Consider the following 19829-nt stretch of genomic DNA (forward strand, 5'->3'; position numbering starts at 1 on the left):
TCATGGGCAAAGCGCCAGGCAATGCCTTCCTCGGCCAGCAAGCGGCTGACGAAGGCCAGATCGGATTCGCGGTACTGCAGGCAGTAGGAACGCGGGGCATAGCTCGCGCTCAACTGGAATTGCACGGCAAAGGTCGCGCCGAATACCGGATTGGCACCGATATGTTCGTCGAGCACCGCCTTGACGATATCGGGCACCGACAGATCCTGGAACACCCGGCTGGTGCGCCGGTGCTGCAACAGCGACAGTGGCGGCTCGATGATCAGGCGGTAACGGGCAAAACCACCATCGGACGGCAGTGCCTGGGCGGAAGTGACCACGCCACAGCGCACCACCTCGCCACCGTCGCGGGTGAGTATCCCCAGCTGGGCCGACAGCCCCAGCAGCGACTACACCTCAAGATCAACGGAAAGAGACAGTCATTCGACCTGGTAGCGAGAGGGCTGCGATAACGCTTCCTCACCGGCTACCGACTGGGGGAGCAGTTGTTCGCCAAAACTCCCCCCGTCGCCCAGGTGGAGGGTGACCAGGCGCTGGTCCTGGGTGAAGGCCGCGGCGAAGGAGGCGAGCAGGTCGGTCAGCGAAGGAAGAGCAGTCATGGCCAGCCGGCAAAAAAAGTGAGCAGGGCCACGGCCCCGCGATCGGTCACGGTATTACTGGAATTCCACCACAGCGGCATGCCGCGCTTCGTCGGTGGTGAAGCGGAGACGAATCTTGCTGCTGGGCACGCCGCCCTTGACCAGCACCTCGCGCACGGCATTGGCACGGGCGATGGCGGCATCCTTGGCGTTGCCCACCTCGTTGCGGTTGCAAAAACCGCGAATCGAGATGGTGGTGGCGCTCTTGGCCTGTTCCACGAGCAGCGCGACGCGGGCTTCTTCGGCCGGGGTTAGCTTGATGCTCATGGATTCAAAATCGAAGGTTTTCGGGTCTTTGTTGACGACAGCCGGCACCGGGGTTGGCGTGACTGTTTTGCCGGCGTCGACCGGTGCGTCCTTGCGCACCCACTTGCTTTCTTCTTTCTTCGCAGTGTCCTTCGGTGGCGTTTCGCAACCGACCAGCAGCGCTGCGGCAATCATGCCAATCATGCCAACGACGAGGCGCATGGTGAGGGTTCTCCAGGAAAAAAGAAAAACCGACCCACCCTGAGGTGGGTCGGAGCACGCAACCGTCGCTTAGGCGATGGTCTTGTTCGCGGTCAGGTCCCAGCCTGCGCTGACGTTACCGCCGCCGGCGCCGTCTTCACGTTTCTGCTGGGTGTAGGTCCACTTGATCTTGCCGTAGCTGAACGACACGCCTTCGGACGGGAAGCCTTCGTCGTTGGACGAGCCTTGCGGCACGACCTTGGAGATCAGCACTTGCTCGAGCTTCACTTCCAGGTACTTCACCTTGTCGCCACCAGCGCGGCACAGTTCCAGGGTGACGTCCTTGATGTGCTTGCCGGTGCAGCAGGCTTCGTACAGCTTGGGGCTGGCCTTGTCGATCAGGTGAACGATGTCGAAGGTGCTGTGGTTCACGCGTTCTGCGGTGGCGCCGCCAACCGACGAAGCGGTGGCCGAAGCCGGTTGCTCGAGCTTGTGCGCGAACGATTTGATTTCGATCCAGTCCTTGTGCTTGTCGTCAGTGGACTCGCCAGGAATGCCATCGATCTTCAGGAATGCATCAAAAGCCATTGAGTGTCTCCAATATCAAGTGTGTTAAACGCTACTACGCTCGCTGTTTCGTCACTTAGCGGGCCGACTTCGGCAGTTCGGCCACCAAGCGCAACGAAATGGTGAGTTCGTCCAATTGGAAGTGCGGGCGAAGGAAGGCCGCGGCGCGATAGACGCCCGGCTTGCCCGGCACTTCCACGACATCGACACGCGCTTCACGCAGCGGATACTTCGACTTGGCTTCCTGCGAGGCCGAGTCATCCAGCAGCACGTATTGCGCGAGCCAGGTGTTGAGGAAATCCTGCACGTTCTGACGTGAGGCAAAGCTGCCGATCTTGTCGCGCATGATGGACTTCATGTAATGCGCGATCCGCGATACCGCGAAGATGTACGGCAGCTGGGTCGAGAGCCGCGCGTTGGCATTGGCGGCATCGGTGTTGTAGCTCTTGGCCTTCTGGCTCGACTGGCCGCTGAAGAACGCCGCGTAGTCGGTGTTCTTGCAATGCACCAGCGAGATGAAGCCCAGGTCCGACAGCAGCTTCTCGGTACGGTCGGTAATGGCCACTTCGGTCGGGCACTTCAGCGCGACTTCGCCGTCATCGGTGTTGAAGGTATGCGTTGGCAGGCCTTCGACCAGGCCACCACCTTCCACGCCGCGGATTGCGGCCAGCCAGCCGAATTGCGAGAACGCATCGGTCAGGCGGGCGGCATAGGCGTAGGCGGCATTGGTCCACAGGTATTTGTGGTGATCGGTGCCGTCGACGTCTTCCTCGAAGTTGAATTCCTCAACCGGCAGCGTCTCGGCGCCATAGGGCAGGCGGCCCAGCACGTGCGGCAGCACGAGGCCGACGTAGCGCGAGTCTTCCGATTCGCGGAACGACTTCCACTTGGCGTACTCGACGGTATCGAAGATCTTGGCGAGGTCACGCGGTTTGCCGATGTCGGCAAATGTTTCGAGGCCGAACAGGCCTGGCGCGGCCGAGCTGATCAGCGGCGCGTGGGCCGAGGCTGCGACGTGCGACAGCTCTTCGAGCAGGTAGAAATCTTCCGGATGGCGGGTGAACTCGAAGTCACCGACGATGCCGGCGTACGGCGCGCCGCCGAAGGTGCCGTATTCCTCTTCGTAGATCTTCTTGAACAGGGCGCTCTGGTCGAATTCGGGCGAGCTCTTGAAGTCCTTGATCAGGTCTTTCTTCGAGACGTTCAGCACCTTGATCTTGAGCTGCGTGCTGGTTTCCGATTCGCTGATCAGGTACTTGAGACCGCGCCACGACGCTTCCAGCTTCTGGAAATCAGGCTGGTGCATGATCTCGTTGAGCTGGCCGGAAATCAGCGCGTCGAGCTGGGCCACGCGCGCATCGATGCTGGCAGCCAGATCCTTGGATACGGTCACGGTGCCGGAGAGCACCTGTTCGACCAGCTCGCTGATCAGATCGCGGGTGTGGCCTTTCTCGGTCTCGTTGGTCGCAACCTTGCTCTGGTCGATGATGGCATCGAGCAGGCTGCTGCCGGCGAATTCGGCCGATTGCGGCGCGGATTGGGCGAGTTGTTCGGTACTCATCGCTTATTCCTCCGCCTTGCCCGCATGGGCCTTGCTGATTTCGCGCAGCTTTTCGGTATCGCGTACGACTTCGTCGAGCAGTTCCTCGAGCTTGTCGTTGCCGACCATCTTGTTGCGCAGATCCGACAGGCGCTGGCGCGCGTCGAGCAGCTGGCGCAGCGGTTCGACCTGCTTGACGACGTTCTGTGGCTCGAAGTCGGCCAGTTCGTTGAATTCCAGCTCGACCGACATCTGGCCGTCGCTGTCCTGCAGCTTGTTGTCGACGCGCATGGCCAGACGCGGTGCCATGCCCTTGAGGACGTCGTCGAAATTGTCGCGATCGATCTGGACGAACTTGCGTTCCTTCAGCTTGGGCAGCGGTTGCTTGCTGTGGCCGGAGTAATCTCCAAGCACGCCGAGTACGAAAGGAAGCTCCTTGGTCTCGATGGCATCGCCCACTTCGACGTCATATGTAATCTGCACGCGTGGCGGGCGGACGCGCGACAATTTCTTCTGGGTGCTTTCTTTAGCCATGATGGGCTGCCTCGATCAAATCGAAAGTGTGTAAAAAGTACAACGAAATGGCATCTTCAAGCAAGGCTTGTCGTAAGCTTTTTCGTAATGGAAAGTAAGGATTCGAGGTTGAATCCCGGGTCCTGCAACTGCCTGCCGAGGATGTAAGATGCCTCGGCATACGCTTGGTGATGCGTCCACGGCGCATCCTCCGCGTTGACGTCGAGCACCGACAGCGGGTCGGGCTCCAGGCCCCAGAGCACGGCGAGAAAACGCTCGCTGAAACGCTCTGGTGCAACAGCCAGATAGCGCCTTCCATTACGGACGACGCTGATGAAATCGGGGAAGCGCGAGGCGGAAACCCGCATCGATGCTCGATATATGGCGAGCCAGGTGGCCTGGCCCAGGGTGTCTTCGCCGGCCTTTTTTGGTAGAGGAAGTAATACCACTTGCTTGGGGGCGCTGGCGCCGTAGCGACGCAGCAACTCGGCGTAAAACACGAAGGCAAGCAGGTGGGCATCGAGTTCACCATGCCCGGCCTCCGCCAGATCGGCCTGCAACTGGGAGGCCGCGGTGCGCTTCAGATGACGCTCCAGCACCTGGATTGCAAGCTCGACATCGGCGTTGGCATGCGCATTTTGCGTCAGCTGGGCGTCGAGAAATTGCCGACAAGCGAGCATCTCCACGGAGTTGTCTATAGCCGTTGCTAACTGGTCACGTAAGCCCGCAAAGAACAACTCATTGGCGATCGACAGCTCGGCGGCATGGGGGGCGACAGCCTGTGCTGGCAGGATGGCACCCGCCACCAGCGGGTAAAGACGGCCTGCCTCGTCGCGGCTCGGTTGCAGCACGCCGAAGAAGCACCAGCGGCCATCGTTCGAGGTGTAGTGAAAGTCACTGGCCCCGGCATTGAGGTAGGTGTCCTCATTCCAGCCCGGTTGCTGACTCGCGAGCGTGAGGCTCTTGGCGAGCAGCTCGTCGAACTCCTGCGCGACCGGGTGGCTCGCGTTGATGCGGACGAAATCGGCCCGGCGCGGCAGCTTGCCGAATACGGAGTATTGCGGCAAAGCGTCCTGGGTGCGCATGAAACTGATCGGCATGGTCGTTCCCGTCTTATTGCGTAATGCGTTCTGGCAGCGAAATCCGGCGCAGCCCCGACAATTGCAGAGGGTTCACGCCGCTGACCATGCGGAAGTTCAGTTTCACGGTATCGGCATCACCCGAGCCCTTGAAATGCCACTCCAGCTGGCCCGCATTGACGTCCTGCTCGCTCATGCGGCCCTGGCTGATCACACGCATCAGGCCCATGCGGCCTTGCTGGCTGGTCACCACCGAAGTTGCGCCATTGAACGCCACCACCTGGATGCGTGCCCCTTGGGCGCCGTTGCCCGGCCAGCTGAAGGCCTGCCACGGTTGCGGGCCGTTGCGATAGCGTAGCGTCTGGCCGTCGATCTCGACCATGATTTCCGACAGACCTGGCGTCGGCACCGGTTGTAGCTCGAAGCGCGAGGCTTCGCCGCCATCCTGCATCAGCGTGCCGCCAGCGGACGACAAGCGGCCCGCGCCGGCGAGGAAGGCCGGGTTGAAGCGCAGGCCTTGATTGCCCCAGGCGCGCGGAACCAGCTGGTTGCCGCGCTTGAGTACGAGGCCATTCAGGTACTTGTCGATGAATTTGTCGAGCGTGCCGTCGTTCGGCTTCACGAAGCGTGCAATGTCGGCCAGTTGCGCCTCGTTCTGCGAATCGCTGAACGGGTACTTGCCGGCCAGCGTGCGCCATTGGCCATAGACCTCGCGCTGCCAGGCGGCGTTCAGATCCTGCTCGACCGGCGGCAGTAGCACGGCATAGCTTTGCAGCAGCGGGCGTACCAGCAGCGGGCGCAGCATGTCCTTGGAGGCCTGGTCGGCCGCGCCCAGCATGGTGGTGTCGACATACTGCGCGGTGTCGGCGAATTCCGAACCGGCGCCGTTGAGCGTCGCTTGCATCAGCTGGCGCGCGGCAGTCGGCTGGTCGTCGTTGGCGGCGAGCGCGGTGAGCTTGCCCTTGAGCTTGCCCAGTTGCTCCAGATAGCCCGTCATCAATGGCGATGGCTGCTTGTCGCTGCCGGCCACGTTGGCCAGTACGGCGAACTGCTGGCCCAGCGAGCCGTAGCGGCTGCCCTGGTTGGCATTGGGAGCCTGGCTGTCACCCTTGATGAGTTCGGCCGTCTTTTCCAGCACCGATTGCTTGGCGTCCTCGACGGTATTGGACAGATTGCTCGGATTGTCCCAGCCGGTTTCGTAGGCGGCGCGTTGCAGCAGGATCTTGATCGGCGAGCCTTGCGGATCGGCCAGGCGCCCCATTGCCTGTTCGGCCTGTGCCACATCGCTCTGGTTGGCGATGGCTACGCCCTGCAGGAACTTCACCCAGGCATTGGCGTAGTCGGCGCGATACAGCGCTTCGAGCTCGACGCGGTTCTTGTCCGCGTCGCTGTCCTTGCCCAGGTTGTCCTGCAGCGAGGAAGCCAGCACCCAGTCGTCGCTCTTGATCTCGCCGCGGCTCGCCTCGACGATGGCGTTCTGCATGTACTTCTCCCACGCTTCGCGGGTGAAGGCGCCCGGAACCATGGCGCTGCCGGCAATGATGGTGCTGTCCTTGCCGCCCAGGATGCGGGCGACCGACAGCGGCGCGAAGCGGGTGTTGGCGCGGGCCTTGAGCTCGTTGTACACGCGCTCCTTGGCCGAGAGCCGGGTCAACGAGCCACGCAAGGTCTTGCGCGCATCCTCGACCACGCTGGTCTGGTTCTGGATCAGCGGCAGATCGGGTGCTTGCAGTTGCGAGATATAGAAGGCAACCAGCAGCTCGGCCTGGGCATTCATCTCGTCCAGGCTGTGCGAGCCGCGCTGCGCTTCCAGGTACGGGCGCCAGTAGCGCGGCAGCTGGTCGGACAGGTGTGCAGCCTCCAGGCGCGGGCGTTCTGCCAGCATCAGATAGGTCTTGAGTGCGTTGTAGCCCTGGTCCAGCGTCTGGGTATCGGCTTTGGCCGGCGCTGGTGCAGCGCTCGGCGTGGTCGCAGCTGGTTCACGCACGGGCGTGACTTCGTTGGCCGCCAGCTGGAACGACGCACGCATAAAGCCACCCTGGCCCATGCTCTGCTGCAGCGGAATCACCGGCAGGCCGGGCCTGCGCGGCGCGCGGCGCGGTGCGGCCGGACGCGCCGGTGCGTCGGTTGCCGGCTGCTCGATGACGGCGGGCTTGGCGGCCGGGATCTCGGCGCCGGCCAGTTGCTTGAGTGTGCTCTCCAGGTTGGTCTTCACCGGCTCCAGCATCGCAGTGCGCACGCCTTCAAAGTATTGCTTGCGCAGCGCCGCTTCCAGCTTGTCGCCCTGGTACAGACCCATGCTGACTTGCCACGGATGGCCGTCGACCCGGTAGTGCTGCAGTTCTTCCAGCCGTTTCTGCAGCAGGGTGAGACCCTTGAGTTTGTCGTAGAGCGGAGCGCTGGCGATCAACTTGCTCGCCACGGCGCGATCGGCGTCCACGGCCGCGATCATTTTCTGGTTGCCGATATAGGACCAGGTGAAGAGGCCGGCGATCAACGCCAGCACCGACAGGCCGCCGAGCATGCCGGCCAGGCGCAGCCGGCTGCCGCCGGGCTTGGTCTGGCGCATGATCAGGTACTGATCCGGGAACAGCACTTCGCGGAACAGGTCGCGCAGGAAGTAGCTGTGCGAGGCCGGCGACTGGCTGGTTTCGAAGCCATTGCGGCTGAGATCGAACTGGCTCGACACGCGCGCGGCCGCGGCGATGCGCGGAACGCCTTCTTGCAGTGCGCTCGAGAAGTAGAAGCCGCGCAGCAACGGCTTGGCGTGGTACGGATCTTCTTCGTGCAGCAGCTCGACGAAGTGGCACAGTCCTTCCTTGAGCGCATGGAACTCGATGGGGAAGGCGAACAGCGAAGGCTTGGCGTTGGCGCCGCGCGCCATGCCGAGTTTTTCCTCGCCGATTTGCTTCAGGCCGCGGAACAGCGTTTCGAACTGCTGGTCGACCACGCGGCGGATATTGAAGCCGCCGCCCTGATCGTGGGTCAGCGTCGCGCCCCAGACGCGATTGCGTTCGGCGTCGTCGGTTTCTTCGAAGAACGGGGCGAAGCCGCCCAGCAGGTCGAGCTTGGTGAAGACGAGGTACACCGGCACCTGCAGCCCGAAGATGTCTTCGATTTCGTGGATGCGCTCGCGGATCTGGCGCGCGTAAATGGCGAAGCCTTCCGAGCGGTGCTGGGCGAGCTCGGGCAGGCTGATCGCGACCAGGATGCCGTTCACCGGCGCCTTGCTGCGATAGCGCTTGAGCAGCTTGAGGAATTCCAGCCACTCGACGCGGTCCTCGGTCTGCGTAGCATAGCGACCGGCGGTATCGAGCAGCACGCCCTCGGTGGCGAAGAACCAGTCGCAGTTGCGGGTGCCGCCCACGCCCTGGATGCCGCTCTTGTCGCTGAAGGGGAAGGTGAGGCCCGATTGCAGGATGGCGCTGCTCTTGCCGGCTGCCGGGTGGCCGATGATCATGTACCAGGGCAGCTCGTACAGCGCAGCGTTGCCGCGCGCCTTGCCAAGCTTGGAGGTCTTGAGCGTATCGATGGCGCCCAGGAGGCGCTGGCGCAGCAGGTTCACTTCGGCGCGCTTGTCGGCGCTGGCGCCCATCACCGCGTCGTCGGCTTGGCGCTGCAGCATCTTCTCGATCAGCCCGCCCGCGCGATTGGCCAGCAGCTGGCCGACCAGTAGCGTCAGCACCCACAGCATCATCACGCCGAAGATCCACATCATCCGCGATTCGATGCTTTCAAGGCCGAGGAAGGGGCCGATGAACCAGATCAGTACGATCAGGATCAGGAACCCGATCGCCGAGGCTACTTTTGCGTTTTTCAACCAGCGTTTCATTACGTCTTCCCTAGTACAACATCTTCTTTTGAATCGGTTTTATTGCGGCTGCGCCTTGGTCAGCGAGGCGATGCTGCCTTTCATTTCGACGTGGCCATAGTCCTTGAACGACCAGCGGCCGCCCCAGGTCAGCCCGACGGCTTCGCTTTCCTCACCCAGCGCCTGATAGGCCTCCCAGGCCCAGGAATCGCGCTCGGACAGCACGATCCTGCCATCACGCATGGGTGCCAGATCGGCCGCAAGGCCAAACTGGTGTTTGCTGCGGAACGCGGTAGCATTGGTCACATGTTGTTCACCATTGGCGAGCGCATCCTGCCGTTCCGGCGAGCGGTAGCCTTCCAGCAGCGCCAGCGGATAGCCGCGCTCCTGCATCCGTGCCATCACTATCAGCACGGCTTGGGTGAAGCGGGGATCCAGTTTGCTCCAGTCCCGGTCGGCGGAAGCGAGCGAAGGGCGCTCGGCGCTGATGAAGACGGAAGGGGGGAGCGGCGGCGGTGGAACCAGTTTTTCGCCTTCCAGCGCCATCTGGATATGTTGGCCGCGCTCGTAAGTCTGCGGCGCAAACGGCCCCAGTACGTGATAGCCGGCCAGGCGCAGCGTAATGACGATGCTGCTGCCTATGATCAGGAGGCCCACCAGCGGCCACAGCAGCATCCGCCAACGCAGCCGCAATTGCAGCTTGGGCAACTTCGGCCATTCGCGCTTGGGCCGTTCAAGTCGTGGTGCGGCGTGTGTCGTGGGTACCGGCGTGCCTTGGCGTACGCCCGGCGCAGCGTAGAAAAAGCGCCATCCCACCCAGCCCAGGCTGAGCAGTACGCCGAGCATGGGCAGGAACACCCACCAGACACTGGACTGCGACATGTGTAGCGAAAATCTTAAGAAAGTATATTGTAATGTGTTGTCGAGATGAGCCGAACTTGCTCGTCGCCTACGAACTTGCATCTGGGACTTGCGGTAACGCCTGGACGCTAATGTATAATATTCGCTCACAATTATCAAAAGGGAGTGGCCAACGATGCGTAATCTTCCACTTTTCTCTGTAAGCAAAAACTGGCTCAGGTTGCTGACTTCGGTGTGTTTTGTAACCCTGGTTACGGGTTGCCAAAGCGTGCCGAAAGAATACCCGATTAGCGGTACTGCAGAGCAGATCATCAACCGTGACATCAATGGCAAATCCCTTTCGGTTGTGGTCCGCTTATATCAGCTGAAAGAAAAAAATGAGTTTACGCGTCTCACTTTCGACGCGGTGGCCAGTGGTAAGAGCGATGCTGAACTGTTCCCTCAGGAAATGGTGACGCGTACCGAAGTGGTGCTGGTGCCTGGCGCAACGCAGAAGCTCACCGACAAGCTGATGCCCGAAGCCAAGTACGTCGGTGTGGTGGGCTTTTTCCGCCGGCCCGATGCGCAGAACTGGCGCTTCCTGGTCGATGCGGACGATGTACGCAGCAAGGGCCTGAGCTTCGCGGTGCAGGATTGCTATCTGAGGCTGCTCCAGCCCAAGGCTATCTTGATTCCGGGCCAATCGGCGAACTACACGCCCGAATGCGTTGCGTTTGCGTCCAAGCCTTCCAAGAAATAACAACACTTGGCCGGCGGCATGAGCCGCCGGCGTGCTACCCGGTACCTGTTCGATGCTCAAGGCAAAACGCGTTTTGTGGGGCGAAGGCATGTTCCTTCGCCCGCAACATTTTCAGCAGCAGGCGTTGCTCGCCGACAATGCGGTCGCCGAGGCGCTGCAGTCCGTACGGCGGCACGCCTGGGGGCTTCGTCGGCTGGAGCTCGATCTGGCCGCGCTGCGTAATGGCCTGATCCGGGCCGATGCGCTCGACCTGATCTTCCACGACGGCACCCAGTTCGCCGCGCCGGCCAAGGAGCCGTTGCCGCTGTCACGCGATCTGAACGAGCTGCCGCAGGTCAACGTGGAAACCACGCTCTACGCCTGCCTGCCCAATCTGAACCCCTACGGCGGCAACACGGCCAATGCCGATGCGCCCAGCGCCCGGCCGTCGCGTTTTCGCAACGCGCACCACACCGTGGCGGATCTGTATACGCAGGCGCTGGAGGCAGACCTCACCACGCTGGAACTCGACGTGCGGCTGATGGTGCAGGAGGAAAACCGTGATGGCTACGATTCGGTGCCCATTGCGCGCCTGGTGAAGGATGCGACCAGCCAGTGGCGACTGGACGAGGAATACCTGCCGCCGGTGGTGACCACGAGCGCCGCCGCGCTGCTGCCGCGCATGATCCGCCGGCTGCTCGACATCCTGCTGGTGAAGAGCGAAGCGCTGGCCGGGGCGCACCGCGAACGCGCCAAGAACGTGATGGAGTACGGCACCACCGATATCGCCTCGTTCTGGCTGCTGCATACGGTGAACCGCAACTTTGCGCGACTCAATCACTTGCTGCACGCCGATCCGCTGCACCCCGAGGAGTTCTACCTGGCGCTCGCCGAATTCTGCGGCGAGCTATTGACGTTCTCCAGCATCTATACGCTGGCCGATCTGCCGCCTTATCGGCACGATCAGCTATCGGATACGCTGCCCAAGCTCGACGAGATGGTGCGCGAGCTGCTCGATACCGTGATCTCGGCGCGCTATGCGGTCATCCCACTGACGTCGCCCAAGCCCTCGTTCTACATCGGCCGGCTGGAAAGCGACCGGCTGCTGGAGAACGTCGACTACTACCTATCGATCCAGAGCGATCTGCCGGCTGCCCAGGTCATCGAAACGGTGCCGTTCAAGTTCAAGATCGGCGCGCCGGACGACGTGGAAAAGATCCTCAACTCCGCCTTGCGGGGGGTCAGCCTGGCCCACGCCCAGCAAACGCCGTCTGCCATCCCGGTGCGGGTTGGCAACCACTACTTTGCGCTTGAGCCGCGCGGCGACATCTTCCAGCGCATGCTGCAGTCGCGTTCCGTCTGCATCTACGTGCCGCAGACGCTGGCCGGCCTCAAGCTCGAACTGATCGCGGTGTTCCGTTGAACCCCGCCTGGAGAATCAAACCATGACCGCTGCCACCGCCGAACTGGCCCACCCGCTCACCGTTGAAACCCCGACCGCCCCCGCGCTGCGCGATTTGCTGGAAGACGGCGTCTACCTGCTGTTCCTGTTGCGCGACGGCAATGCGCCCAATTCCAGCGCCGAATTCAACCGCAGGGTCGATCAGTTCCTGGTGCACTACGACAAGACCGCGCGCAACTTCGGCAAGGCTGGCGACCAGATCGAGCAGGGCAAGTATGCGTTCTGTGCGCTGATGGACGAGATCGTGCTGTCGTCGGAGTTCCCGCTGCGCGATGAGTGGGAACGCATGCCGCTGCAACTGCGCCTCTTTGGCGAGCATCTGGCCGGCGAAGGCTTCTTCGATCGCCTGGAGATGCTGCGCATGGATCCGGGCAAGAACGTGGAAGCACTGGAAGTGTTCCATACCTGTTTGCTGCTGGGCTTCCAGGGCAAATACCTGCTCGAAGGCACCGAGAAGCTGGGCTACCTCACGCATCGCGTCGGCCAGGAAATCCAGCAGGTGCGCGGCGGCAAGGCCGAGTTCGCGCCGAACTGGAAACTGCCGCACCGCTTCCAGACCTTCGTGCGCAACGAATTGCCACTCTGGCTCTACTTCGCGCTGCTGGCCGTGGTGGCCGTATCCATCTTCGTGGTCTACCGCGTGTTGCTCGGCAATCAGGTGGATCGGTTCCTCGGCCTGTAGCCATGAGCGTCGCTCGTCGCCAGTCGGTCACGTTGCCCTCGGTGCTGGATCGCTTGCTCGACGACAATCCGGAGCAGCCCCAGCAGGGCAGCGCCCTATATTTCGAGTTGGTCGACTTCAAGGCGGCGCTGGCGCGTGATCTGGAGGCGCTGCTCAATACCCGGGTGGTGGAGTTCGAAGAGCTGTTCGAGCAGCACCCGCTTGCCGCCGATTCGGTGATCAACTTCGGCATTCCGGATCTCTCCGGCCTCTCGCTGCTCAACCCGGATGACCGAGAACAGCTGCGCGAGCGGGTGCGCCGCGCCATCGAACGGCACGAGCCCCGCCTTACCCGTGTGCGCATCTCCCTCGACGTGCCCGACGACGGCCAGCGCCTGCTGCGCTTTCGCGTCGACGCCGTGCTCAAGGTCCACCCCCACCGCCCTCCGGTTACTTTCGACGCCACGCTGCAGCTGTCGTCCAATTCCTATCAGGTGCGCGGGCAGCGCTAGCCGGGGAGCGGGGATCGGCGCGCCACGCCGGGAACGGAAAGGCGCGTTGCCGCAGGGCAGGGCGTGCGGACTGCGCTAGTCGCTGCGATCGAGCTGGGCGCGGGAAGGGCCGAGCCTCACTGCGATAGCAAAGGACGATGAACGGTATTTGCCGGACGCGTCCAATGCGCCTGGTTGGCCACCCCTGACTTCATCCCCGCGGTGTCATGGTGCGGATCGCTTCAGTCTTCGTCTTCCAGCGCGTGGAAGTGATAACCGCAGCGGGTCGTCGTCTTGATCTGGTACATGGCCTGATCGGCATCATGGATCAGCGCATCGATATCGCGAGCGTGATCCGGGAACAGGCTGATGCCGATGCTGGGCGTGCAGACTGCTTCGTATTGCCCCAGCGCGATGGGTTGCTTCAGCACTTCGACGATTTTGTCGGCGATGCGGCCCACGGCATCCGCGTCGACCACGCTGGGCAGCAGCACGATGAATTCATCGCCGCCGACCCGCGCCACCATGTCGCTGACGCGCACGCACCCCTTCATCCGCCGGGTCACCTCCAGCAACACCTGGTCGCCAGCCGCGTGGCCCAGGCTATCGTTCACCTGTTTGAATCGATCGAGGTCGATATAGAGCACGGCCACGCGCGCACCGTCGTCATCCGCGCTGAGTATGGCCTTGCCGAGTTGCTGCCGCAGCAGGATGCGGTTGGGCAGTTTGGTGAGCGCATCATGATGGGCGAGGCGGGAGAGCTTTTCCTCGATCTGCTTGCGCTCGGTGATATCCGAAAAAATGCTGCTGTAGTGGGTGATCCGGCCTTGTTCGTCCCGCACGGCATTGATCGAGAGCGATTTCGGATAGATGGTGCCATCCTTGCGCCGATCCCAGATATCGCCATGCCAGTGGTCGGTGGCATTCAAGATCGCCCACATCTCCTTGTAGAACTCGGGGGTGTGGCGACCCGATTGCAGGATGCGTGGGTTCTGCCCTTGCACTTCCGCTTCGCTGTAGCCGGTCAGCCGGGTGAAGGCATCGTTGACCGACAAGATCCGGCCTTTTTCATCGGCGATGGCCATGGCCAGACGCGAGCTTTCAAACACCTTCGCCGCCAGTATCAGTTTGTCTTCCTCAATCTGCCGTGTCGTGATGTCTTCGCCGATCAGCACCGCGCCGGTGAGGGTATCGGCATAATCCCGCTGCGCCATGGCATGCCAGAGTATGCGGTGTGGCGTTTGCCCGGCCGACGTGGTCGCCTCGAACTCCACCGGAATCTGACGGATTTGCCCGCCATTCGAAGCTAGCTGCTCCGGCTGAAGATCCGGATGGTCGGCCTGGAAATGGTCAAAAAAGGAGGTATGGCGCAGCGCTTCCTCCGGCTGGCCCAGCACATCGCGCAACTGCGCGTTGCTGAACGAGATGATCCCGTTGCAATCGATGACCATGGCCAAGAGCCGTGTTTGCTCGAGCAGGCTGATCAGCTGGGAATCGGGCAGAGACGCCGCCGGATCGCCCTTTTCATCCTGGGTGATGTCGATGCAATACCCGGTGAAACCGGCAAAGCGCCCATCAGCTCCATGGTGCACCACGCCACTCATCAACACCGGGTGATAGGCGCCATCGTGGCGCTTGAGGCGAAATTGACGCTGCCAGGGTATGGCTCGCTGGAGGGCATCGAGGATATCGCCCCACAGCAAGGCCCTATCCTCCGGGAGCACCCGCCCCAGCCACCCTTGCCCCAGTTCAGCGGCAAGCTCACTCCCGGTGAACGCAAGCCAGGAGGGGCTGAAGAAATCGAACATGCCTTCGGCATCGCAAGACCAGAGCCAGATCTGTCTGGGGTGGACCCGAATATTGGCATGCGCGCCCAGGTCCTCGATGGACTGAGCAAGCATGGAGATGGTCGGATAGATCATCTTGATTCTCCGCGACGCAGCCGACCTGCCGGGCTGCAGGAAATCGTCCCCACAGCATAGTTGAATGCGTAGCTGGGGTTTCGCAGCTCAAAAACGAGACAGTGCTCCGGCTCTGACGCACTGGCAGGGGCCAGACAGGATGCGGGCATAGTGCGGGGATACATGGCCGGGAGTATCTGCGCCCCTAGCCGTACGGACCGCCGATGCGGTACCGCATCCAGTTCAGCCTTGCCCTCGTAGACCGGTTGTCGTGCACTGCCTGCGCCCCAAGGGTGTCCGGTTGATCGCCGCTAGCAACGCCGCACGAGGTTTGCTAGCGGCTCTTTGCTCAGTTACGAAGTACAAGCCAGCAGCGCAAATCGTTGCCCCGGTTGCAATGAGCCCCGCGCTCCTGCTCACAAGATGACGTGTAGCAAGCCCCTTCTTCAGCGCATCGTGTGGTCAGCGCTCGCTGACTGGCAAGCCATCGCGGCTGCTTGGGGGCAATACGATTGCAAATTGAAAATAAAAGGCCACCGATGTGACCTTTTAAATGTGGCGAATGCGTCGCTTGCCGATTAGTCGCTCAAGGCTTTCATTGCTTGCTCATAGTCGGCGGCGGCTTCTTTCATCCGGGCTTGACTCACCTGCATGTAGTCGCGGTAATCCACGTCCGACATCCCTCGTTCGGCATAACGCTGCTTGACTCTTGCGACCCCTTGTTCTTGTTGCCGGCGAATATTTTCATAGCGCTTGGTTTCATATTCGCGCGCTTGGGCTCGGCGCTGTTTGCCTTCTTCAGCGATTTCAGCGAGTTGGTCCTCATTCCGCTCTTCGGCGGTGACCTGTGTGACGCCACCGTCAGCATGGTAAACGCGGCGGCGACGTAAGTAGCCCCACATTTTATAGGGTTCGTGGCCTTTCTCAATGACCGTTGGTTGGGCCTTGATTGCTGCGATGGCCTGCTCTTCCTTCGCAATTCTGGCGTCCAGCACTTCGATTGATTGTTGGCTTTGCTTGTATGCTGCAGACTCTGAGCCACCCGGTTGGCTTTTTAGTTGCCCCAATCTTGCTTGATGGCGTTGCTTTAAAATCTGACACTCGTGGATTGCGCCCCGATGACGGGCTGTCTTTTCTGCGGTCTTTTGGTCTCTTCCGCCTCCAGGCTTATACCAATCATCGTCGTCTGGACCAAAGGGCTTAAACCATGCGCGCGAGTCGTGCACTAGCGTGCTGAATAAACGGCTAGCTGCTTCAGGAACACGAGGAGTTGTGCCTTCCCCCCAGGCGGCCCTGATTCCATTGTCCCATTCGGCTTGCTTTGCCTTCAGGATTTTGACCAGCATTGCTTTGGCCCCCGCTGAGGCCAACGGGCCAATTCCTGGAATGAGAATTACACCAGATGTTCCCACGTCGATTGCAGTGTCATCGACAGATGTGTATTTTAATGGGTTGTTGCTGCGTACAAATTCCAGTTCCAGTTTCAGATCGTCATCTGTTTTCTTGAAGTCCTGAATGTCCTGTTCTCGCGTAGGAGTGCTTGTCTGAACTAGATTCGGGAGTTGGTGGATTTTTCCCAGCATCAAGTGGCGCCATTTCAGATAAAACGCCTGATGATGCCACATGATGTTCTGCAATGTGTCCCGCGGTTGTCTTTCAACTGGATAAAGTGTGTTCTTGTTGACGTTTTGCGGGGGCGTCGCTGGAGTGCCATTTTGGGTGGCTTCTACATATGCATTGAATGTCGCAATGGTTGAGTCGGCAATTTTGAAATTATTTTTGCGTGCGGCCGTATTGAATTCATCTTCCAGCAGCAAAGGCACACCAGCAATCAAGGCTTCCCGATACATTTGAGCAAGCGGGATTTGTGACAGTTTCTCGCTATCACCACCTACCGCTCGGCCTTGGTCTTTAGGGGGGTAGCCGCCACCGACATCTGAATGCACGCCGGGGTAAACAATTTCCTTGCGCAAGCCACCCCCGCCGATTGCGTCCAGAGGAAAGGATCCGCGAACCTCATGTGCCGCAACCAAGTGAGCGCAACGTATTCCATCAGGGATGGCCATATTGCCCGTAGTTGCCCAAGAAAAATGCCCATCGAACCCAGGGGCGGATTGGGCGAGGCCGACGGATGCCACGGTGTCGAATATGCCGACGAAATCCACTTTAAGCGGGATGCCAGCGACTCCACTGCCGTACGCTTCAAGCAACCATTTGAGAAAGAGCCGGGCCTTGGCTGAGCCACGAGAGAACCCAAAGATGGAGATCCTGATCCGCCTAATCTTGGGGGTACGTCTCCCAAGCGGCTGTTTCTTGTCGATGGCTTGCTTCAGCTCGGCTGCGCGCTCCTTGAGTACGCGACTGCGAACATCAGCGGGTGAGTCGTTGACTGGCAATGGAATTCCACCAAGGCCCAAAGATGGCGTATACCGGGTCTCACCCTGTTCCATTTTTTGCGCCATTGTGGTGTCAACTTTCCACTGATTGGGCTTGGGTTCCGCCAGGATGGCATGCAGATGGTTGGTTACCTGCAATAGTGCCCAACAAACCCGCACCTCCGAGTGTTTGGCCATGGCCAGGCCCAATGTCTTGTCCTTGTCCAGCAAGCTCCCGTTTTCGCCCTTGTCGCCCAATTCCTTGAAGGGCGTGCCAACGCCTGGAATATAGGTTTTTCTGTAGTTGTTCTTGTTACTGGGGATTTCCTTGGGCCAGGCTGGGCCTTCATCTGCTTTGGGCGCCCCCTTGACGATGCCGAGTTGATTGACGGTTGGGCTACCGGCATAGGCCTCATAAAGCCGCGCTACATTGGTGTGGCAGTTCCCGGGCGTATCCCGATATTTATTGTTGTTGGTGCCGTCGAAGAAGAAGCCGAGGTAGATGTCTTCTTCGCATTGCACGCATGCTGGTCTGTCAATGTTGAGCTTGGAGACCTTTTCTTCTTCAGTCTCCAAATACAAAGGTGTTTCACGAATCAGTTTTTCGGCGAAGCGCGCGCTCATTTACTCGGCCTCCACATAGTCGAACTCGCACATTTTTTTATCTTTAATAACCCATTGTTCTCGACATTCTTTCTGCATGCTTTGACATGCTGCTTGACTTCCCGGTGGGTAGGTGGATTTTTTTATAGCGTCTGGAGTGCACTTCTTTCGCATGCGCTCGGCAAATGCTTCATTTGAGTCGCGTGGGTATTTCGGGAAGCTCTTCATGCACTCCTTCTGGCCGTGCTTTGCAGTACACGCTTCCAATGGCGGCTGTTTTTCCCGGCCCGTCCAGCCCGTCGTCCCCGGCTCGTGAGCCGAGACCAACAGCTCTACCGCTTGACCTGGATAGAACAGCACATAGAGATCACCGGGTGCCCGATATTCCGGAATCTCCAGTTCGACTTGGTGGTCTTCCGTTCTCCATTTATTACTCTTGCGCGTGGAGAGATCCAGCGCTGTCCATTTCACCTGCAGCTTGAGGCCGCTTCGCCATTGCTTGGGCAGGCTGATGCAGCAGTTCTGGCCGCTGTCCTCGAATGGCCCAACGCTGCCACCACCCACGGCCTCACCCTCGGGGCCATCGGCCCAGCGCAGTGTGTAGTCATGGCCGAACTCGTGGTCGTAATTGATGCCGCGACTACTGGCCAGGAAAGAGTTCGCGTCGGCTGCAGGGGCGCTCGCCGCCACCGCATCGACCGCAATGGAAGGTTTGGGCTGGCAGCCACTCAGTGGCAATAGGAAAATCAGGAGGAAATAGACAAGGCGCATGATGAACCAAGAGGCTGAGTTTGATGACGGTTTATCGCAGTGGCGTGCGTGGAATATTTTTCCTGCTGGCATCCTTTGCAATACCGGCTCTTTTAGCCCTGCTTTTTGATAAGCGTGATAAAGCTGAATAATATTTCCCGATAATTGTCGGGGGTGCCGGTGGCGTTAGTTTAGGACGCATAACAACAGAACCCCCTGCTGTCCGGCTTAGGCATGATGTTCCTGCGAGCCATTCATTGAATCTGATGAATCTGCGTGCGCAGGAGCGATGCACGACACCGCGTAGCCCAGAATGTCCGGGTGCTCCAGCAGGTTTTGTCCCAGTGCTGCCTGATACAGGCGCTGGCTGAGTGCATGCAGCGAAGAAGGCTGTATGGGCAGGTATCCGGCGAGGCTGTGCATTTCGCGCAGACTGTTGGCGAGCGTGTCCGGGTAACTGCTGTCGAGCAGGGCGTAGAACTGCCTGGCGCTCAATATTGGCGTCTGCCGGGCGATCTTGTCCTGATTGAGACCGTTGATGGTCTGTAGTTGACCCTTACGATCGAAGTAGCACCAGGTATGGATAGGGGCCAATAGCTCGGCATGTTGTTCCTCATCCAGCGTGAGCAGGAGCTGAGGCAGGATGCGGGTGTCGGCATAGCGCAGCAGGTAGCGTGTCTTTTCCGGCAAAATGACCACGTCCACGTAGTGGGAAAAATGCTGCTGTAGCCGCTCTAGCGGCTGGGCGCTGGCGATGAAACTGAGGCTGGGTTGTCCTTGGGTTCGCTCCAGCAATTGCGAGACAAGAGAGAGCAGAGGCTCATCCGCTTGGGCCACGCGTTGCAACAGGGGCGAGATGTCTGGCGTTGCCCCAGGCTGCCCGGCGTAGAGCGAGTGCCATTGTCCTAGGTGGGTCAGGCTGTTTTTCTTGGCGCGATGAAAAGCGTGATCCAACAAGGCATAGAGCTGCAGGCCGGACTGCGTTGCCGCTGCGACTTGCCAGTCTGACCAAAGCTCCTGCTGTGCGGAGGGGGCGTACGGATCGATGCGCATGGCTAATTGGTCTTGGCTGCGAATGGGCTGCCTGCTTCCAGGGCTTTGAGTATGCAGCTCTCGCATACGCCGTTCGGGAACTGGAGTTCAGGCGGCTGCAGGCTATCCGGCCCCGTAAACGAATAACTCGCCCCCTTGAAGCTCTCGCTGCTTGGGGCGTGCACCTCGATATTGCCGCCCTTGAGCCGGATATAGGCGCCGCCGCAGGTCAGTAGCAACTCTTCCTTGGCGACGACTTCCAGTTTTTCCTTGTTGGCGAAGATGCGCAGGCTCTTATCGCCCACCACCTCCACATCGCCACTCTGCGCCTGGAGGTTCACATGCCCCTTGGCGGCAATCAGCTTCAGGTTCACCTTGTC

18 protein-coding genes are annotated in these 19829 nt (G+C 60.5%); 4 read left to right on the forward strand and 14 right to left on the reverse strand.

The window, feature by feature from the left end; genetic code table 11:
• The 9 genes from NLI84_RS18235 to NLI84_RS18275 all read right to left on the reverse strand — a co-directional run.
• Nucleotides 1-335, reverse strand: a 335-nt coding sequence (locus NLI84_RS18235; protein WP_308445838.1) for a contractile injection system protein, VgrG/Pvc8 family, incomplete at its 3' end; no start/stop codon positions are given.
• A gap of 84 nt (nucleotides 336-419) precedes the next feature.
• On the reverse strand, nucleotides 420-599 hold the full coding sequence (locus NLI84_RS18240; RefSeq protein WP_255992253.1) for a hypothetical protein: 180 nt from the start codon (nucleotides 597-599) through the stop codon (nucleotides 420-422).
• A 54-nt stretch (nucleotides 600-653) separates the two neighbouring features.
• Nucleotides 654-1079, reverse strand: a complete 426-nt coding sequence (locus NLI84_RS18245) for an OmpA family protein (RefSeq protein ID WP_255992254.1) — start codon at nucleotides 1077-1079, stop codon at nucleotides 654-656.
• Between the two features lie 96 nt (nucleotides 1080-1175).
• The gene (locus tag NLI84_RS18250; protein ID WP_255992255.1) at nucleotides 1176-1673 is read right to left on the reverse strand and encodes an Hcp family type VI secretion system effector; all 498 of its coding nucleotides are present in this window, start codon (nucleotides 1671-1673) and stop codon (nucleotides 1176-1178) included.
• Between the two features lie 55 nt (nucleotides 1674-1728).
• A complete protein-coding gene (gene tssC, locus NLI84_RS18255) occupies nucleotides 1729-3213 on the reverse strand; it encodes a type VI secretion system contractile sheath large subunit (RefSeq protein WP_255992256.1) in 1485 nt (494 codons plus the stop codon).
• A gap of 3 nt (nucleotides 3214-3216) precedes the next feature.
• Nucleotides 3217-3726, reverse strand: coding sequence for a type VI secretion system contractile sheath small subunit (gene tssB, locus NLI84_RS18260; protein ID WP_255992257.1), 510 nt, complete (start codon nucleotides 3724-3726; stop codon nucleotides 3217-3219).
• Nucleotides 3727-3782: 56 nt separating this feature from the next.
• Nucleotides 3783-4805 carry a type VI secretion system-associated protein TagF gene (tagF, locus tag NLI84_RS18265; protein ID WP_255992258.1) on the reverse strand — a complete coding sequence of 341 codons (1023 nt, stop codon included), beginning with the start codon at nucleotides 4803-4805 and terminating at the stop codon, nucleotides 3783-3785.
• 13 nt (nucleotides 4806-4818) lie between these two features.
• Complete coding sequence (gene tssM, locus NLI84_RS18270) at nucleotides 4819-8616, reverse strand: type VI secretion system membrane subunit TssM (protein WP_255992259.1); 3798 nt, start codon at nucleotides 8614-8616, stop codon at nucleotides 4819-4821.
• A gap of 39 nt (nucleotides 8617-8655) precedes the next feature.
• Complete coding sequence (locus tag NLI84_RS18275) at nucleotides 8656-9477, reverse strand: M15 family metallopeptidase (protein WP_255992260.1); 822 nt, start codon at nucleotides 9475-9477, stop codon at nucleotides 8656-8658.
• A 154-nt stretch (nucleotides 9478-9631) separates the two neighbouring features.
• Between NLI84_RS18275 and tssJ the strand changes: the two genes are divergently transcribed.
• From tssJ to tssE, 4 genes are read left to right on the forward strand one after another with little or no spacing between them, the layout of a single operon-like run.
• Nucleotides 9632-10195 carry a type VI secretion system lipoprotein TssJ gene (gene tssJ / locus NLI84_RS18280; RefSeq protein ID WP_255992261.1) on the forward strand — a complete coding sequence of 188 codons (564 nt, stop codon included), beginning with the start codon at nucleotides 9632-9634 and terminating at the stop codon, nucleotides 10193-10195.
• Nucleotides 10196-10247: 52 nt separating this feature from the next.
• Nucleotides 10248-11597 (forward strand): type VI secretion system baseplate subunit TssK, encoded by a 1350-nt coding sequence (tssK, locus tag NLI84_RS18285; protein WP_255992262.1) that lies wholly within the window; start codon nucleotides 10248-10250, stop codon nucleotides 11595-11597.
• Between the two features lie 22 nt (nucleotides 11598-11619).
• Nucleotides 11620-12318: a type IVB secretion system protein IcmH/DotU gene (gene icmH, locus NLI84_RS18290; protein ID WP_255992263.1), complete on the forward strand. Its 699-nt coding sequence runs from the start codon at nucleotides 11620-11622 to the stop codon at nucleotides 12316-12318.
• Nucleotides 12319-12320: 2 nt separating this feature from the next.
• Complete coding sequence (gene tssE, locus NLI84_RS18295; RefSeq protein WP_255992264.1) at nucleotides 12321-12809, forward strand: type VI secretion system baseplate subunit TssE; 489 nt, start codon at nucleotides 12321-12323, stop codon at nucleotides 12807-12809.
• 221 nt (nucleotides 12810-13030) lie between these two features.
• Here the strand turns inward: tssE and NLI84_RS18300 are convergent, their stop codons facing one another.
• The 5 genes from NLI84_RS18300 to NLI84_RS18320 form a co-directional block, all read right to left on the reverse strand.
• Nucleotides 13031-14710, reverse strand: a complete 1680-nt coding sequence (locus NLI84_RS18300; protein WP_255992266.1) for a sensor domain-containing protein — start codon at nucleotides 14708-14710, stop codon at nucleotides 13031-13033.
• A gap of 557 nt (nucleotides 14711-15267) precedes the next feature.
• Nucleotides 15268-17688: a T6SS phospholipase effector Tle1-like catalytic domain-containing protein gene (locus NLI84_RS18305; RefSeq protein WP_255992267.1), complete on the reverse strand. Its 2421-nt coding sequence runs from the start codon at nucleotides 17686-17688 to the stop codon at nucleotides 15268-15270.
• Nucleotides 17689-18438, reverse strand: coding sequence for a DUF3304 domain-containing protein (locus NLI84_RS18310; RefSeq protein ID WP_255992268.1), 750 nt, complete (start codon nucleotides 18436-18438; stop codon nucleotides 17689-17691).
• A gap of 207 nt (nucleotides 18439-18645) precedes the next feature.
• Complete coding sequence (locus NLI84_RS18315) at nucleotides 18646-19470, reverse strand: DUF4123 domain-containing protein (RefSeq protein ID WP_255992269.1); 825 nt, start codon at nucleotides 19468-19470, stop codon at nucleotides 18646-18648.
• A 2-nt stretch (nucleotides 19471-19472) separates the two neighbouring features.
• A partial coding sequence (locus tag NLI84_RS18320) for a DUF2345 domain-containing protein (protein WP_255992270.1) occupies nucleotides 19473-19829 on the reverse strand: 357 nt, incomplete at its 5' end.

Origin of the sequence: Chitinolyticbacter albus (assembly GCF_024437655.1) — a bacterium.
In the GTDB taxonomy this organism is placed as follows: Bacteria; Pseudomonadota; Gammaproteobacteria; order Burkholderiales; family Chitinibacteraceae; genus Chitinolyticbacter; species Chitinolyticbacter albus.

Excerpts from the sequence above, each read along its gene's own strand:
- NLI84_RS18240 (WP_255992253.1), bottom strand. The coding sequence starts at position 599 with ATGACTGCTCTTCCTTCGCTGACCGACCTGCTCGCCTCCTTCGCCGCG.
- tssC (WP_255992256.1), bottom strand. The coding sequence starts at position 3,213 with ATGAGTACCGAACAACTCGCCCAATCCGCGCCGCAATCGGCCGAATTC.
- NLI84_RS18305 (WP_255992267.1), bottom strand. The coding sequence starts at position 17,688 with ATGAGCGCGCGCTTCGCCGAAAAACTGATTCGTGAAACACCTTTGTAT.
- NLI84_RS18245 (WP_255992254.1), bottom strand. The coding sequence starts at position 1,079 with ATGATTGCCGCAGCGCTGCTGGTCGGTTGCGAAACGCCACCGAAGGAC.
- tssM (WP_255992259.1), bottom strand. The coding sequence starts at position 8,616 with ATGAAACGCTGGTTGAAAAACGCAAAAGTAGCCTCGGCGATCGGGTTC.
- NLI84_RS18310 (WP_255992268.1), bottom strand. The coding sequence starts at position 18,438 with ATGCGCCTTGTCTATTTCCTCCTGATTTTCCTATTGCCACTGAGTGGC.
- NLI84_RS18315 (WP_255992269.1), bottom strand. The coding sequence starts at position 19,470 with ATGCGCATCGATCCGTACGCCCCCTCCGCACAGCAGGAGCTTTGGTCA.
- tssJ (WP_255992261.1), top strand. The coding sequence starts at position 9,632 with ATGCGTAATCTTCCACTTTTCTCTGTAAGCAAAAACTGGCTCAGGTTG.
- tssB (WP_255992257.1), bottom strand. The coding sequence starts at position 3,726 with ATGGCTAAAGAAAGCACCCAGAAGAAATTGTCGCGCGTCCGCCCGCCA.
- NLI84_RS18300 (WP_255992266.1), bottom strand. The coding sequence starts at position 14,710 with ATGATCTATCCGACCATCTCCATGCTTGCTCAGTCCATCGAGGACCTG.
- tssK (WP_255992262.1), top strand. The coding sequence starts at position 10,248 with ATGCTCAAGGCAAAACGCGTTTTGTGGGGCGAAGGCATGTTCCTTCGC.
- NLI84_RS18275 (WP_255992260.1), bottom strand. The coding sequence starts at position 9,477 with ATGTCGCAGTCCAGTGTCTGGTGGGTGTTCCTGCCCATGCTCGGCGTA.
- icmH (WP_255992263.1), top strand. The coding sequence starts at position 11,620 with ATGACCGCTGCCACCGCCGAACTGGCCCACCCGCTCACCGTTGAAACC.
- NLI84_RS18250 (WP_255992255.1), bottom strand. The coding sequence starts at position 1,673 with ATGGCTTTTGATGCATTCCTGAAGATCGATGGCATTCCTGGCGAGTCC.
- tagF (WP_255992258.1), bottom strand. The coding sequence starts at position 4,805 with ATGCCGATCAGTTTCATGCGCACCCAGGACGCTTTGCCGCAATACTCC.
- tssE (WP_255992264.1), top strand. The coding sequence starts at position 12,321 with ATGAGCGTCGCTCGTCGCCAGTCGGTCACGTTGCCCTCGGTGCTGGAT.